This is a genomic window from Nonomuraea antri, assembly GCF_013283785.1.
GTDB classification, from domain to species: domain Bacteria; phylum Actinomycetota; class Actinomycetes; order Streptosporangiales; family Streptosporangiaceae; genus Nonomuraea; species Nonomuraea antri.
On sequence record NZ_JABCPZ010000253.1, the window covers coordinates 1 to 14,951 of the forward strand.

Annotated in this window: 12 protein-coding genes; 8 read left to right on the top strand and 4 right to left on the bottom strand. The window is 73.4% G+C overall.

Annotated elements, in window-relative coordinates; genetic code table 11:
* Nucleotides 1-199 precede the first annotated feature (199 nt).
* Nucleotides 200-2,734, top strand: a complete 2,535-nt coding sequence (locus HII36_RS46585; RefSeq protein ID WP_173529794.1) for a collagenase — start codon at nt 200-202, stop codon at nt 2,732-2,734.
* A gap of 391 nt (nt 2,735-3,125) precedes the next feature.
* The gene (locus HII36_RS46590) at nt 3,126-3,839 is read left to right on the top strand and encodes a PaaI family thioesterase (RefSeq protein ID WP_173529795.1); all 714 of its coding nucleotides are present in this window, start codon (nt 3,126-3,128) and stop codon (nt 3,837-3,839) included.
* Between the two features lie 51 nt (nt 3,840-3,890).
* On the opposite strand, the gene HII36_RS46595 is transcribed toward HII36_RS46590, so the two are convergent.
* Nucleotides 3,891-4,736, bottom strand: coding sequence for an alpha/beta hydrolase (locus tag HII36_RS46595; RefSeq protein WP_173529796.1), 846 nt, complete (start codon nt 4,734-4,736; stop codon nt 3,891-3,893).
* Nucleotides 4,737-4,756: 20 nt separating this feature from the next.
* On the opposite strand from HII36_RS46595, the gene HII36_RS46600 reads away from it, so the two are divergent.
* Entirely contained in the window at nt 4,757-5,437 is a 681-nt protein-coding gene (locus HII36_RS46600; protein ID WP_173529797.1) for a type 1 glutamine amidotransferase, read from the top strand.
* Nucleotides 5,438-5,489: 52 nt separating this feature from the next.
* Here the strand turns inward: HII36_RS46600 and HII36_RS46605 are convergent, their stop codons facing one another.
* Entirely contained in the window at nt 5,490-6,035 is a 546-nt protein-coding gene (locus tag HII36_RS46605) for an HXXEE domain-containing protein (protein ID WP_173529798.1), read from the bottom strand.
* Between the two features lie 78 nt (nt 6,036-6,113).
* Between HII36_RS46605 and HII36_RS46610 the strand changes: the two genes are divergently transcribed.
* The 3 genes from HII36_RS46610 to HII36_RS46620 all read left to right on the top strand — a co-directional run bounded on the left by HII36_RS46610 (nt 6,114) and on the right by HII36_RS46620 (nt 10,699).
* Entirely contained in the window at nt 6,114-9,035 is a 2,922-nt protein-coding gene (locus tag HII36_RS46610; RefSeq protein WP_173529799.1) for a bifunctional [glutamine synthetase] adenylyltransferase/[glutamine synthetase]-adenylyl-L-tyrosine phosphorylase, read from the top strand.
* Nucleotides 9,036-9,126: 91 nt separating this feature from the next.
* A complete protein-coding gene (locus tag HII36_RS46615) occupies nt 9,127-10,161 on the top strand; it encodes a hypothetical protein (RefSeq protein WP_173529800.1) in 1,035 nt (344 codons plus the stop codon).
* A gap of 10 nt (nt 10,162-10,171) precedes the next feature.
* Nucleotides 10,172-10,699: a GNAT family N-acetyltransferase gene (locus HII36_RS46620; protein WP_173529801.1), complete on the top strand. Its 528-nt coding sequence runs from the start codon at nt 10,172-10,174 to the stop codon at nt 10,697-10,699.
* Between the two features lie 16 nt (nt 10,700-10,715).
* Here the strand turns inward: HII36_RS46620 and HII36_RS46625 are convergent, their stop codons facing one another.
* Nucleotides 10,716-11,543, bottom strand: a complete 828-nt coding sequence (locus tag HII36_RS46625; protein WP_173529802.1) for a LysR family transcriptional regulator — start codon at nt 11,541-11,543, stop codon at nt 10,716-10,718.
* Between the two features lie 84 nt (nt 11,544-11,627).
* Here HII36_RS46625 and HII36_RS46630 point away from each other — a divergent pair, with 84 nt between their 5' ends.
* Nucleotides 11,628-12,872, top strand: a complete 1,245-nt coding sequence (locus HII36_RS46630; RefSeq protein ID WP_236004689.1) for an MFS transporter — start codon at nt 11,628-11,630, stop codon at nt 12,870-12,872.
* On the opposite strand, the gene HII36_RS46635 is transcribed toward HII36_RS46630, so the two are convergent.
* Complete coding sequence (locus tag HII36_RS46635) at nt 12,827-13,975, bottom strand: acyltransferase family protein (RefSeq protein WP_173529803.1); 1,149 nt, start codon at nt 13,973-13,975, stop codon at nt 12,827-12,829. The genes HII36_RS46630 and HII36_RS46635 overlap by 46 nt on opposite strands.
* 48 nt (nt 13,976-14,023) lie before the next feature.
* Here HII36_RS46635 and HII36_RS46640 point away from each other — a divergent pair, with 48 nt between their 5' ends.
* Nucleotides 14,024-14,755: a B3/B4 domain-containing protein gene (locus tag HII36_RS46640; RefSeq protein ID WP_328808206.1), complete on the top strand. Its 732-nt coding sequence runs from the start codon at nt 14,024-14,026 to the stop codon at nt 14,753-14,755.
* Nucleotides 14,756-14,951 lie beyond the last annotated feature (196 nt).

The window sequence follows — 14,951 nt, forward strand, 5'->3', positions numbered from 1 at the left end:
GGGCAGGCCGAGCCCGCACCCGGCGGCCAACCCCGCGGCGGTCACGAGAGTGAAGACCTTCGTCAACCTCATGGGGTCAGGAGTGTAGCCACACCTATCGGGACGAAGTGGCCGGAAAATGAATCTTGCTCAAACTCATGGAAGTGTGACATTTTACATATCACATTGCCAGTAGCCATCCACCCCCCAAGGAGTGGCGATGAAGTACGCGGCATCCATACTGCTCGCGGCCGGCTTAGCCCTGACCGGCGTCACCGCGGTGCCGGCCATCGCTGAAAGCGCGTCCAGCACCGCCGTCGCGCAGGCCGGCACGATCAGCACCGCCGTCGCGCAGGCCGGCACGATCACCACCGCCGGGCGATCCTCGGCGGCCGGGCAGGAGAGCCCCCCGCCGGTCGGCGCCGCCGACGCCGGCGCCCACACCGGGCGCGACCCGCTGCACCCGTCGGAACGCGCCCCGCTGCCCGCCACGAAGGACCAGCTCAAGCGCGACTACGACGGCCCGGACCAGGACGCGGCCCCGCGCCGCCTGGCCGCCGCCTGCGACGTGCAGGGCAAGACCGGCAGCGCGCTGGTCACGGCGATCAAGGCCGCGGACGACGCCTGCATGAGCGGGCTGTTCGGACTCACCGGCAGCGCGGCCAGGGCCGCCTTCCAGGAGTCCCAGATGGTCACCGTCGCGTACGCGCTGCGCGACAACGCCGCCTCCTACCCGGGCGACAACAGCACCTCGACCGGCCAGCTCGTGCTCTACCTGCGGGCCGGCTACTACGTCCAGTGGTACAACCCGTCCGACGTGGGCTCCTACGGCGCGGCGCTGAAGAGCGCGATCAGGGCCGGGCTCGACGCCTTCTTCGCCAGCAGCAGGTCGGGCACGGTGAGCAACGCCAACGGCGAGGTGCTGGCCGAGGCGGTCACGCTGATCGACAGCGCCCAGGAGAACGCCCGCTACATCTACGTCGTCAAGCGCCTGCTCAACGCCTACGACTCCACTTACGACGGCCTGTGGTCGATGCTCAACGCGGTCAACAACGTCTACACCGTGTTGTGGCGCGGACACCAGGTGCCCGAGTTCGTCAGCGCGGTGCAGAGCGACCCGAGCGTGCTCGACACGCTGGCCTCGTTCGCCTCGCGGAACATGGCGAAGCTCGGCACCGACTCCGGCTTCCTGGTCTCGAACGGCGGGCGCGAGCTGGCCAGGTTCGTGCAGTACGCGCCGCTGCAGGCCAAGACGCGGCCGCTGCTCAGGTCGCTGCTGCAGCAGTCATCCATCACCGGCCCGACCGCGCCGCTGTGGGTGGGCATCGCCGAGATGGCCGACTACTACGACAACTCGAACTGCTCCTACTACGACATCTGCGACCTGCAGAACCGGCTCAAGGCGGCCGTCCTGCCCATCGAGCACAGCTGCGGCGCGACGCTGCGCATCAGGGCGCAGGACATGACCGCCGCCCAGCTCCAGTCCACCTGCTCCAGCCTGGCCAACCAGGACGCCTACTTCCACGACCTGGTCGACGACAGCGGCCCGGTGGCCGGCGACCGCAACACCACGCTGGAGGTCGTCGCCTTCGACTCCAGCACCGACTACCAGACCTACGCCGGCGCCATGTTCGGCATCGACACCAACAACGGCGGCATGTACCTGGAGGGCGACCCGGCCGCGGCGGGCAACCAGCCCAGGTTCATCGCCTACGAGGCGGAGTGGCTGCGCCCCGAGTTCCACATCTGGAACCTCAACCACGAGTACACCCACTACCTCGACGGCCGCTTCAACATGCACGGCGACTTCTCGGCCGGCGTGAGCACGCCGACGATCTGGTGGATCGAGGGCTTCGCCGAGTACGTCTCGTACGGCTACCGCGGCCTGACCTACGACGCGGCGGTCGCCGAGGCGGGCCGGCACACCCACCAGCTCCGCGCGCTCTTCGACACCACCTACGAGCACGACACCACGCGGATCTACCGGTGGGGGTACCTGGCCGTCAGGTACATGTTCGAAAAGCACCGCGCCGACCTGACCACCGTGCTCGGCCACTACCGCACCGGCAACTGGAACGCCGCCCGATCCCACCTGACGTCGCTGTCGTACAACGCCGACTTCGACGCCTGGCTGACCGCCTGCGCCGCCGGCGCGTGCGGCGGCGGGACCGGGAACAACCAGGCACCCGTCGCGAGCTTCACCGCCGCCGTCAACGGACTGGCCGTGAGCTTCGCCGACACCTCGAACGACCCCGACGGGACGATCGCGTCCCGCTCGTGGGAGTTCGGCGACGGCACGACGTCCACGGCGGCGAACCCGGCCAAGACGTATGCCAGCGCGGGCACGTACACCGTCCGCCTGACCGTCACCGACGACAAGGGGGCGACCGGGACCGCCACGAAGCAGGTGACGGTCGCCTCCACCGCCGAGTGCGCCGGGGCCGACCGGCGTGAGCTGGGCAAGAACTGCAAGCGCTCCAACCTCGCGGCCTCGCGCGGCAACTACGCCTACCTGTACCTCAACGTCCCCGCCGGCACCACCAGGCTCACCATCACCAGCTCGGGCGGCACCGGGGACGCCGACCTGTACTACCACGCCGCCTCGTGGGCGACCACGACCTCCTACACCCAGCGGTCCACCGGGGCCGGCAACACCCACACGATCACCATCCCCAACCCGCCGAGCGGCTACCAGTACGTCAGCCTGTACGGGGTGACGGCCTTCAGCGGGGTCACCGTCACGACGTCCTACTGACCGTCCTACTGACGCCACCCGCGCGCGCCCGCCCCGGGAATCCCCGGGGCGGGATGCGTTGGACCGGTCTCAGGGCCGGGAAATGCGCGATAGGGTGACCGGGCAAGGCTTGATCGGTCCCACTTCCTCCGAAGTGGGGCCGATTTTCGTTGCTTCTCACCCCCGCGTCACATCCTGGCGACTTGCCGCCCTCAGCCCCCGGTCGACCCCGGCCGGGCCTGGTCGGCACCGGGGTAGGGAAGTTTCGGCACCCTTTCGGGTGTTATGTGGGGGTATGTGAGCGGCCGACGGGCCCCGGGCATCTGGGTAAACCGAGCGTCCAGTAATATCGGCCTGCTCTTATGGATATTTCCGGACTTGTCGCCAGTTGGCGGATATTGGAGGGTGTGGCATGACGACGGCTGCCCTGCAGACCGTGTTGAGCGTTCCCGAGCGTTTCCGGGGCCCCGCGGGAGTCGCCAACGGCGGCTGGATCGCCGGGACCATGGCGGAGGCGCTGAACGGAGGCCGATCGGCGGTCGAGGTCACGCTGCACGCGCCCACCCCCCTGGAGACCGAGCTGCGGCTGGAGCACGTCGCCAACAGCGTCTCGCTGAGCCACGGCGACACGCTGCTGGTCGAGGCCATCCCGGTGGCCGAGGAGCTGGGCGCGCCGGCGTTCGTGCCGTTCAACGACGCCGCCCGTGCCGAGGCCGGATTCGTCGGCTGGCAGGGGCACCCGTTCGCCGAGTGCTTCGCCTGCGGCCAGCGTGAGCCCGGCGACGGCCTGCGGATCTTCCCCGGCCCGGTCGAGGGCACCGACCTGGTGGCCGCCGGCTGGCGCGTGCCGTTCACCGTCGCCGGCGAGGACGGCGTGCCCGCCCCCATCGTGGGCGCGGTGCTCGACTGCATCACCGGGTGGGCGCACTTCGGCCCCGGCGAGTCCGCGCTGCTCGGCCGTCTCGCCGTGCAGATCCACCGCAAGGTGCACCCCGGCGGCCAGTACTCCGTGGTGGCCCGCCCGACCGGCCGCGACGGCAGGAAGATGTACGGCGAGAGCGCCATCTTCGAGCTGGACGGCACGCTCGTGGCCGCCGCCCGCGCCACGTGGATCGCTCCACGCTAGAACCGCTCGTGAAACGGCCCCAGGGGACCTCCCCGGGGCCGTTTTCGCGTCTCAGGACGTGAGCCGCGCCACCACGGTACGCACGCAGCGCTCGTCGAACAGGATCGTGTAGTGGTTGCAGTCCGGCACGACCTCGTCCACCAGGCCGGGCAGCCGCGCCGTCCACGCCGCGGCCAGCTGGTCGGGATGCATGCCGGTCTCCTGGTTCAGCAGCCCGCGCGGGGCCCGCAGCAGGCGCAGCGGCGCCTTGATCGCGCTCAGCGCCTCGCCGATCCTGCCGGTCTCGGTGCGCAGCCAGCGGCCGTCCTCCAGCACCGCCGCGCCGACCACGCGTGAGCGCAGCGCGCCCTGCGGCCCCGTCAGGTCGTAGCGGACGTACTCCTCGACGTCGGCGTTCCAGTTCCCGGCGAACGCCGGGTGTCTCTTGAAGAAGTCGACGTACGCCTCGGCCGTGGGGAACGTCTGCTTGAGCCGCTCCAGGGCCGGGCCGAGGGTGACGGCCATGGCGGCGTCCGGGTCGACCCCGGTCGGCAGGGGCATCGGCAGGCCGCCGTCGACCAGGACCACCCGGGCGAAGTCGCGTTCGGCCCCGGCCAGGGCCGCGACGTAGGCGCCCATCGAGTGGCCGGTGAGCACCGCGCCGGGGCCGGCGCCCACGTGGTCGGCCACGCGCAGGACGTCCTCGGCGTGCCTGGGCAGCCCGTACGGGCCGGGCAGCGCGGCGCTGTGCCCGCGGCCGCGCAGGTCCATGGCCACCAGCGACCATCCGTCGGGCAGCCGCCCGGCCACCGCGCCCCACGCCATCAGCGACGCGGTGATGCCGTGGACCGCGATGATCAGCCGGGGGCCGGTGCCGAAGGTGGCGATGCGCAGGCCGTCCACCGTCTCAAGTCTCATATCCGGATAAATTACCCCTTATGCGTATCACCGTGATCGAGCACGAGGCCGAGGCCGGGCTCGGCTACCTGGCCGGCTGGCTGGGGCTGGACTGCGACGTCGTCCGGCCGTACCTGGGGGACGAGGTGCCCGGGCGGGCGGCCGACGGCCTGATCGTGCTCGGCGGCGCGGCCGCCGCGTGGGAGGACGAGCGCAGCCCGTGGCTGCCCGCCGTCCGCGACCTGCTGCGCCGCTCGGTCACGGACGGCACCCCGACGCTCGGCATCTGCCTGGGCGCGCAACTGCTCACGCTGGCCTGCGGCGGGACCGTCGAGCGCGGCGACCGGGGCCTGGAGGTGGGCGCGTGCGTGGTGACCGCGCTGCCCGCCGCCGCGGACGACCGGCTGCTGTCCGGGGTCGGGACCGCCGTCGCCGTCCAGTATCACCAGGACGCCATGACCGGGCTCCCGCCCGGCGCGGTGCCGCTGATGACCGGCGACCAGTACCCCCACCAGGCCTACCGCCTGGGTGAGACGGCCTGGGCCGTGCAGTTCCACCCGGAGGCCACGCCCGAGATCTTCGCGGCCTGGACCAAAGACTCGGCCCTGGAGTCCGCCGACCGGCTCAACGCCGGGGTGCGGGCCGCGGAACCCGACCTCGTCGCCGCCTGGCGGCCCGTCGCCGAGGCGTTCGCCGCCGCCGTCAGGTCGGCGGCCACCTGACGGCATCATCAGACCGCGCCCGCCTGAACGTCACGAGGTGACCGCCTGACCCTCACGAGGTGACCGCCCAGGCGCGCTCGCGCGGCCGCGTCAGCAGGTGCGCGAGCGCGTGCACGCCGCCCAGGACCAGCGGTAACGCCGCGAGCGCCGGCCCGCCGGGCGCCCGCACGGGCACCCCGGCCCGCTTCAGCCGTCGCCACGCCCACACCGAGAACGGGATCACCACCAGCGGCGCCGTCGCCGCGCCCGGCGTGTAACCGCGCGTGGCGGCGGCCAGGACCAGGTGCACCACCCCGTGCGCGCCGAACGCGGCCAGCGCGGACTGGAACGCCGGGCTGCGCCCCCCGGTACGCGCGCCCAGCGCCGAAGCCCCGGCCATCACGCCGCCCATCAGCCCGATCGCCACGTTCACGTGCCGCTGTGACACCTCGAACCGCTCCCACGGCACCCCGGGCCAGAGCCGTTCCAGCCGGGGCCGGGCCGCGCGGGCCCAGCCCGCCATCGTCGCCAGCTCCTCCGCGTCGTGCACCGCCCACGCGGCCAGCAGCCCCCACGTCACCGCCGCGGGCACCCGGCCCGTCCCCGATTCCGGTTTCATCCTCGCCTCCCAAGAAACGCAACGCAACGTTGCGTTTCAATCTACGGCTTCCGGCGTGAGTGCTGTCAAGATGAAGGGGTGCCCAGGATCGAATCCACCGCAGCGAGACTGGCCAAGCTCGGCTTCGCCGACGGCGCCCGGGCCGCCAGGCTCGTCCGGCAGTCCGAGGCCGACCTCGACGATCTGCTCGACGCCCTGGTCGACGTGGCCGACCCCGACCTGGCCCTGATCTCCCTGATCCGCCTGGGCGAACGCGACCCCGCCGCGCTCGACGCGCTGCGCGCCGACGACCGGCTGCGTGCCCGCGTCCTGGCCGTGCTCGGGGTCAGCGCCGCGCTCGGCGAGCACCTCGTCCGGCATCCCGGGCAGCTCGCGCTGCTGGCCGAGCCCGCGCTCGGCGAGGCCAGGGCGGCGCTGCTGCGCGCGGTGGGCGCCGACCCGGCCGCCGCCGAGCCGCGCACCGCCGAGCCCGACGCGCTGGTGGCCCTGCGCGTGGCCTACCACGGCCGGCTCATGCACCTGGCCGCCCGCGACCTGACCGGGCAGTCGACCCTGGCCGAGGTCACCGCGGAGCTGTCCGACCTGGCCGGGGCCGCGCTGGAGGCGGCGCTGGCCGTCGCGCGCAACGAGGTCGACGCCGGGGACGTGCGGCTCGCCGTCATCGGCATGGGCAAGTGCGGCGCCAGGGAGCTCAACTACATCAGCGACGTCGACGTGATCTTCGTGGCCGAGCCGCGCGAGGGCGCCGACGAGACCAAGGCGCTGCGTGCCGCCACCCGCCTGGCCCAGGCCATGATGCGGGCCTGCACGGCGGCCACCCCCGAGGGCTCGCTGTGGGAGGTCGACGCCGGGCTGCGGCCGGAGGGCCGGGCCGGGCCGCTGGTGCGCACGATGGCCAGCCACCTGGCCTACTACCGCCGCTGGGCCAAGACCTGGGAGTTCCAGGCGCTGCTCAAGGCCCGTCCGGTCGCCGGTGACCTGGAGCTGGGCGCGGCCTACGTCGAGGCCGTCAACGACCTGGTCTGGGGCGCGGCCACGCGCGACCACTTCGTCGAGGACGTCCAGGCCATGCGCCGCCGCGTCGAGTCGCACGTGCGCGCCGAGGGGGAGCGTCAGCTCAAGCTCGGTCCCGGCGGGCTGCGTGACATCGAGTTCGCGGTGCAGCTGCTGCAACTCGTGCACGGCCGGCTCGACCCGCTGCTGCGCCGCCGGGCCACGCTGCCCGCGCTGGCCGCGCTGTCACGCGGCGGCTACGTCGGCCGCGACGACTCACGCGGACTGGCCGAGGCGTACTCGTTCCTGCGCCAGGTCGAGCACCTGCTGCAGCTGCACCGGCTGCGGCGCACCCACATCGTCCCGTCCGACCCCGCCGACCTGCGCAGGCTGGGCCGGGCGCTGGGCATGTCGGCCGACCCGGTGGGGGAGTTCACCGCCCGCTGGCGGCGGCACGCGATGGAGGCCAGGCGGCTGCACGAGAAGCTGTTCTACCGGCCGCTGCTGCAGGCCGTGGCGCGGCTGCCCGAGTCGGAGGCGCGGCTGTCCACCTCGGCCGCGACGGCCAGGCTCGAAGCGCTCGGCTACGTCGACCCGAGCGGCGCGCTGCGCCACATCGCCGCGCTGACCACCGGCGTCTCCCGGCGCGCGGCCATCCAGCGCACGCTGCTGCCCGTCATGCTCGGCTGGTTCGCCGACGCCCCCGACCCCGACGCGGGCCTGCTGGGCTTCCGCCAGGTCAGCGACCAGCTCGGCGCCACCCCCTGGTACCTGCGGCTGCTGCGCGACGAGACCGCCGTGGCCGCCAGGATGGCCCGCGTGCTCGGCACCAGCAAATACGCCACCGGCCTGCTCATGCACGCGCCCGACGCGGTGGCCATGCTCGGCTCGGACGAGGAACTGGCCGTCCGCTCGCCCGAGTCGCTGCTCGCCGAGGCGTCGGCGGCCGTCTCCAGGCACGAACGCGACAGGAACACCGGGGTGGCGGCGGTGCGCGCGATCCGGCGCAGGGAGCTGTTCCGCACCGCCGTCGCCGACATCTCCGGGCTGATCGACATCGAGACCGTCGGCCGGGCGCTGTCGTCCCTGACCGACGTGACCCTGCAGGCGGCGCTCGACGCGGCCATGACCAGGGCGGGCGACCTGACGCGGATGGCCGTCATCGCGATGGGCCGGCTCGGCGGCATGGAGTGTTCCTACGCCAGCGACGCCGATGTGATGTTCGTGCACTCGCCGCTGCCCGGCGTCCAGGAGGACCTGGCCGCCGAGGCCGCCTTCGCCGCGGCCAACGAGATCCGCAGGCTGCTGTCCAGACCGGCGCCGGAGCCGCCGCTGCTCATCGACCCCGACCTGCGCCCGGAGGGCCGCCAGGGGCCGCTGGTGCGCACGCTGGCCTCCTACCGCGCCTACTACGCGCGCTGGTCGTCGCCGTGGGAGTCGCAGGCGCTGCTGCGGGCCCGCTTCTCGGCCGGCGACCGGGCGCTGGGCGGTTCCTTCACATCCATGATCGACGAACTGCGCTACCCGCGAGGAGGGCTGCCCGACGACGCCGTACGCGAGATCAGGCGGCTCAAGGCCCGCATGGAGGCCGAGCGGCTGCCGCGCGGCGCCGACCCGGCGCTGCACACCAAGCTCGGCCCCGGCGGCCTGTCCGACGTCGAGTGGGTGGCCCAGCTCCTGCAACTGCGCTACGCCGGGGAGCGGCCCGCGCTGCGCACCACCCGCACCCTGGAGGCGCTGCGCGCGGCCGTCGCCGAGGAACTGCTCGACCCGACCGACGAGGCCGTGCTGGCCGAGGCGTGGCAGTTCGCCTCACGCATCCGCGACGTGATCATGCTGGTCAAGGGGCGTCCTGGCGACAGCGTGCCCGCCGACGCCAGGGAACGCCGGCTGGTGGCCAGGACGCTGGGCTACCCGCCCGACGGCTCGGAGGACTTCCTGGACGACTACCGCCGCGTCACCCGCCGCGCCCGCCAGGTCGTCGACCGCGTCTTCTACGGCGGCTGACCCGGCGAGGCGCACGCGCCGCGGAACACGCGGCCGGCCCGGCGCGGCCTGATCATTGCGCAGGCCGCCCCCGCGGGTGTATCAAGGCGCGGTGTTATCCGTTTACGTGGATCTGGCCCTCGGCCTGGTCGTGTCGTTCCTGCTGCTGTCGCTGCTGGTCAGCGGGCTGAACGAAGCATTCGTGCGGTTGCTCGCCATCCGCAGCAAGTTCCTGTGGGCCTATCTCAGGGACACTCTCGACGGCTCCGACGCCCAGGGCAGGGCCTGGCTGCCGGGCAGGATCCGCGACGTGTTCGCGGTGCTGCCGTTCCGGCGCGATCCCCGTCCGAGACACAGCGACCAGCCCGCGCCCGCCGAGCCCGGAGAGCTGCCCGGGCGGGAGAACCCGGCGGAGGACGCCCTGGTGACCCGGCTCTACCAGCGGGTCCAGGAGATCGACCACCCCAAGAAGGGCCGGACGAGCATCGCCAACATCCCGCCTGGCCGCTTCGCCGTCGCGGTGATGGAGCTCGCGGCCGGCGAGCCCGGCGGCGTCGAGGGGCTGCTGGAGAAGCTCAAGGCGATGCGCAGCCCGCTGTACGGCCACCTCAACGGCCTGTGGGAGACCGCCCAGCGGGACCTGGACCGGTTCAGGCAGGGCGTCGAGACCTGGTTCGACGGCGAGATGCAGCGGCTGTCCATGCTGTACAAGCGCTACGTCAAGTGGGTGCTGGCCGCGCTGGGCCTGGCCGTGACGCTGCTGTTCACCATGGACGGGCTGGAGTACGCCAAGACCCTGCTGCGCGACCACGCCTTCCGCGCCTCGGTGACCGCCGTGGCCGGGTCGGGGCCCGACGCGTACGAGGAACTGCGGGCCCGCTGTCAGCAGAGCGACCCGATGGCCTGCGTCACCGACACGCTCAGCCAGCCCGCGCTGGTCAGGATGCTCGACAACGCGCTCGTCAGCATCGCGATCCCGCCGGAAGGCGACCCGGCCTTCCACTGGAACGGCGGCCAGTGGTGGGACCGGCTCACCACGCCGAGCCACTGGCCCGGCTACCTGATGACGTACGTGGCGCTGCTGTTCGGCGCGCCGTTCTGGTGGGACCTGCTGCGCCGGATCACCGGGCTGCGCGGCCGCGGGTAGTCTCGATCGCATGAACACCGAACGGCTGGTCATGCGAAGGTGGCGGAAGAGCGACCGGGAGCCGTTCGCCCGGCTGAACGCCGACCCCGAGGTGATGGAACACTTCGTCGCGCCGATGAGCCGCGAGCAGAGCGACCTGATGGTCGACAAGATCGAGCGGGCCTTCGACCGCGACGGCTTCGGGCTGTGGGCGCTGGAGGTGCGCGAGAGCGGCGCGTTCATCGGCTTCGCCGGGCTGGCGCTGCAGACGTTCGACGCGCACTTCACCCCGGCCATGGAGGTGGGCTGGCGGCTGGCCAGGAACGCGTGGGGGCACGGCTACGCCACCGAGGCCGGCCGGGCGGCGGTCGGGCACGCGTTCGAGTCGGCGGGGCTGGCCGAGCTCGTCTCGATGACGTCGGTGACGAACGTCAGGTCGCAGTCGGTGATGCGGCGGCTCGGGATGACCCGCGATCCCGCCGACGACTTCCTGCACCCGAGCGTCCCGGAGGGGCATCGGCTGCAGCCGCACGTCCTGTACCGGCTCAAGCGCCCGTAACCGCGCGCCCCCGGGATCAGGCGCTGAGCGCGTACAGGACGTCGCGCAGCGCCCGCTCGCGGCCGCGCGGCCAGACCAGCCGCAGCGCCAGTCCCCGCGGGTCGAGCCCGAGCGGCACCAGCGCGCCCGAGCCGAGGTCGTGGGTGAGCGCGAAGTCCGGCAGCAGCGCCCGGCCGAGGCCCTGCCTGGCCCATTCGCGGGCGGTGGCGATGCTGGTCAGCTCCCTGCGCGGCACCTCGGGGCCGAACAACCGCTCGGCCGCCAGCCGGATCGAGCATTCCGGCGGCGTCACCAGCAGCGTGTCGGTGTCGCAGTCCGGCGCGGCGACCAGGTGCAGCGCGACCTCGCCGACGTCCAGGTAGTCCAGACCGGGCGGCGGGCCGAAGCCCAGCCCGCCGACGCGCAGCCCCGAGTCGAGCAGCAGCGCCGCGTCGAGCCCGCCGTCGGCGACGCCGGCCAGCAGGTCCCGCCTGTTCATCGAGGAGACGTCCACGTCGAGGTCGGGGTGGCGCTCGGCCAGGCGGCGGATCACGGCCGGCAGCCTGGCCGCGGCCAGCATCTCCAGCGCGCCGATCCTGACCCGGCGGCGGCCGCCGGTGACCGCGCGGCGCACCTCGTCGGCGTGGTCGAGCAGGCCCTGGGCGCGGGCCAGCAGCGCGGCGCCCGCCGCGGTGAGCCGCATGCCCTGCGGGGTGCGCTCGAACAGCGTCACGCCGAGGCCGCGCTCCAGTCTGCGTACCTGCTCGGAGACGGACGCGGGCGCGAGCCCCAGCACGGTGGCGGCCCCCGTCACGGTGCCGGTCCCGGCCACCGCGACGAACCCCCGCAACTGCCGTAGATCCATGCATGTCAGCATATGGTTTTTCCGAATGCCCGCCGCGGCCCTGCCTGTTGAGCGCGCGCACCCCTGATCAGCAGGGTGTCCGGCATGACGTTGCTCGGGTTCTCCCTCGCCTATTTCCTGGTGCTGCTCGACACCACCGTGCTCACCATCGCCCTGCCCGACCTGCGCGACTCGCTCGGCGGCACGCTCGCCGGGCAGCAGTGGGCGGTCAACGCCTACACCGTCGCCTTCGCCGCCGCGCTGCTCACCGGCGGCGCGGTGGCCGACAGGTACGGCGCGGCGCGGGTGTTCAAGCTCGGCGTGGCCGCCTTCGGCGCGCTCTCGCTGCTGTGCGCGGCCGCGCCGCAGCTCGGCGTGCTGATCGCGCTGCGCGGCCTGCTCGGCGTGGCCGGCGCGCTCTGCCTGGGCGGCTCGCTCGGCCTGCTCGCGCAGCTCTACCCGGGCCCGGCCGAGCGGGCCCGCGCCACCGGGCTGTGGGCCGCGATCACCGGGACGGCGCTGGCCGCGGGCCCGCTGCTCGGCGGCGTGCTGGTCGAGGCGTTCGGCTGGCGCGCGGTCTTCCTGATCAACCCGCCGCTCGCGCTGGTGAGCCTGCTGGCCGTGGCGCGGGTGCGCTCGCCGCGCGGCGGCCGCCGCATCGACCGGCCGGTCCAGGCGCTGGCCTGCGCCTCGCTCGGGCTGCTCGCCCACGCGCTGATCGACGAGTCGTGGACGGCCGGGCTGCTCGCCCTGGCGTGCCTGGCGGCGCTGGTGCCCGCCGAGCGGCGCAGCGCGGCACCGGCGCTGCCCGGCGGGCTGCTGGCCGCCACCTGGCCGGAGCTGATGGCCGGCGCGGTGGCCACGTTCGCGTTCTCCGGCGCGTTGTTCGTGCTCACCCTGCTCCTGCAGGCCCGGATGTCGCCGCTGGCGGCCGGGCTGGCGTTCCTGCCGCTCACGCTGCCCATGGCGGTGAACCCGGTCCTCACCGGCCGTCTGGTGGCCCGCGTCGGCCCGCGTACGCCCATCACGGCCGGGCTCGCCCTGCTGACGGCCGGGCTGGCGGGCCTCGCACTCACCGGCGTGACGGCGTGGTGGCTGGTCGTGATGGGCTGCGGCCTGTCGCTCTGCCTGCCCGCGCTCATGGCGGGCGTGCTCGCCGCCGCGCCCGCGGGCACGGCCGGCACCGCGGGCGGCGTGCTCAACGCCGCCAGGCAGGCGGGCGCCACGCTGGGCGTGGCCGTGCTCGGCGGGCTGTCCAGGCCGCTGCTGGCCGCCGCCGTGATGACCGGGCTGGCCTGCGCCTGCTACGCCGTCTCCGCGCGCCGCGCGCGCTCCTCCGTGCCCGCCTGACCGGCCCTGACCAGGCGCTTGCCGAGCCGCTGCGCGGGCGACTCGACCAGCCGGTACGTCAGCAGGCACAACGGGATCAGGACCAGGTAGAACACCACCGGGTTCGGCGTCAGCCGCAACACCAGCGGGTGCAGCAGGTAGAGCGAGAAGCTGATCACGCCGAGCCCGGTCAGCCAGCGCGGGAACGTCCGGCGGCGCAGCGCGAAGGCCAGCCCGAACGCGGCCACGGCCAGCACGAGCGCCGCCGCCCAGGCCGGATCGTCCTTCGCGAACAGCCCGCTGACCAGCACCGCCGCCACCGCGCCCACCGCGGTACGCGGCCGGATCACCCCCTGCTCGGCCCGGTGCACGGCCGTGCCCGCGAACATCGCGGCCAGGATGATCACCCCCTGCCAGGTGCCCGCCCGGCTGCCCAGCACCACCAGCGCCAGGCCCAGCACGCCGCCCGCGACGGCCGCGACCCGGCGGGCCCGGCCGCCGTCCAGCATGGTCACCGCGATGACCGCGACCACCGCGAGCCCGAGCAGCACGGCGGGCAGGTCGACCCGGTCGTTGATCGTCGCCCCGGGCAGCAGCAGGCCCGCCGGCACCGCAAGCAGCGCCAGCGCGACGGCCGTGCCCGCCGACCGAAGCGCCTTCCCGGCCGCGAACAACCCCACGGTGACCAGGTAGAACGCCATCTCGTAGGACAGCGTCCACATCACCCCGATGACCGCGGGCAGGCCGAGCAGCTCCTGGGTCATCGTCAGGTTCCCCAGCGCGATCAGCGCGGCGGGACGGTCGCCGCCCGTCCCGGCGCTCGTCTCGCCGTGGCCGAGCAGGAGCGTCGCCGCGCACGCGAGCAGCAGCAGCGGCAGCAGCCGGAACGCCCGCCCGGCCCAGAAGCCCCGCAGGTCGCCGCGGCGCTCCAGCGAGGCCGGGATGATGTAGCCGCTGACCAGGAAGAACACGAACACGCCCCAGGTACCGACGTCGACACGGCGATCCACCTGCGCCCAGAGCGCGGGGGCGAAGGTCCAGCCTGCGTGATGCAGGGTGACGGCCAGCGCTGCGGGCCCCCGGAGGGCGTCCAGCCAGGCCAGCCGGACAGGGGCCAGGGACATTCGTCGGAGTCTAGGTCATCACCGGCCGTGCCGGGCCCGGAGAGTATCGTGATCGGCGATACGGCGGCACGACATCCGGGGGAGTACATGCGGTTCCAGCATTCGAGCGACCTGTGGCGCGACCATCCGAGCCTGGTGGCCGGGGCGATCCATGTCACGGGCATCACCCCCGGCGCCGACGTCGAGGCCAGGCTCGCCGCCTACGCCGAGATCGCCGCCGCCCGGCTGGCCGGGGCCACCGAGAGCGAGCTGCCGGAGATCCAGGCCTGGCGGCGCACGTTCGCCGCGCTCGGGCTCAAGCCCACCCAGTACCGCTGCGCGGCCGAGGCGCTGCTGCGCCGCTTCAGGAAGGAGGGCGGCCTGCCCAGGCTGCACCCGCTGATCGACCTGTGCAACGCGGTGTCGGCGGCGTACGCCGTCCCCGTCGCCGTGTTCGACCTGTCGAAGATCGAGGGGAACCTGGAGGTCAGGCACGCGACGGGGGAGGAGACGTACCTGACCTTCGGCGGCGAGACCGAGCACCCCGCGCCGGGCGAGGTCGTCTTCGCCGACGCCGCCGGCCGGGCGCACGCCCGCCGCTGGACCAACCGCCAGAGCGGGCTCTCGGCGGTCGCCGACGGCACCGGCGACGTCCTCATCGTGGCCGAGGCCCTGCACGAGACGGCCGAGCCGGACGTGCGCCGGCTGATCGCCGCGCTCACCGACGAGCTGACGGCCCTGTGGCCGGTCTCGCCGAAGCCGGCGATCCTGAGCGCGTCGTCACCGCGCTTCGAATGGTGAGCGGACATGAGTGAGCCCGTGGCCGGAGGTCACCACCTCGGCCACGGGCTTCTGCAGGGCACGGATCAGACGTCGTAGGTGTGATCTAGCAGGCGCAGTGACCTGCCGATCCCTTGATCATCAAGAGTGCTGTTCCGGATCTGTTCCGGATGCCAACTCCTCACGGCGGAACGCCGTGTCGATCGCCGCCCCGGCC

Bases quoted from the DNA above. Each gene is read 5' to 3' on its own strand.
- HII36_RS46590 (WP_173529795.1), top strand. From the start codon at position 3,126: ATGACGACGGCTGCCCTGCAGACCGTGTTGAGCGTTCCCGAGCGTTTC.
- HII36_RS46605 (WP_173529798.1), bottom strand. From the start codon at position 6,035: ATGAAACCGGAATCGGGGACGGGCCGGGTGCCCGCGGCGGTGACGTGG.
- HII36_RS46595 (WP_173529796.1), bottom strand. From the start codon at position 4,736: ATGAGACTTGAGACGGTGGACGGCCTGCGCATCGCCACCTTCGGCACC.
- HII36_RS46630 (WP_236004689.1), top strand. From the start codon at position 11,628: ATGACGTTGCTCGGGTTCTCCCTCGCCTATTTCCTGGTGCTGCTCGAC.
- HII36_RS46635 (WP_173529803.1), bottom strand. From the start codon at position 13,975: ATGTCCCTGGCCCCTGTCCGGCTGGCCTGGCTGGACGCCCTCCGGGGG.
- HII36_RS46620 (WP_173529801.1), top strand. From the start codon at position 10,172: ATGAACACCGAACGGCTGGTCATGCGAAGGTGGCGGAAGAGCGACCGG.
- HII36_RS46625 (WP_173529802.1), bottom strand. From the start codon at position 11,543: ATGGATCTACGGCAGTTGCGGGGGTTCGTCGCGGTGGCCGGGACCGGC.
- HII36_RS46585 (WP_173529794.1), top strand. From the start codon at position 200: ATGAAGTACGCGGCATCCATACTGCTCGCGGCCGGCTTAGCCCTGACC.
- HII36_RS46600 (WP_173529797.1), top strand. From the start codon at position 4,757: ATGCGTATCACCGTGATCGAGCACGAGGCCGAGGCCGGGCTCGGCTAC.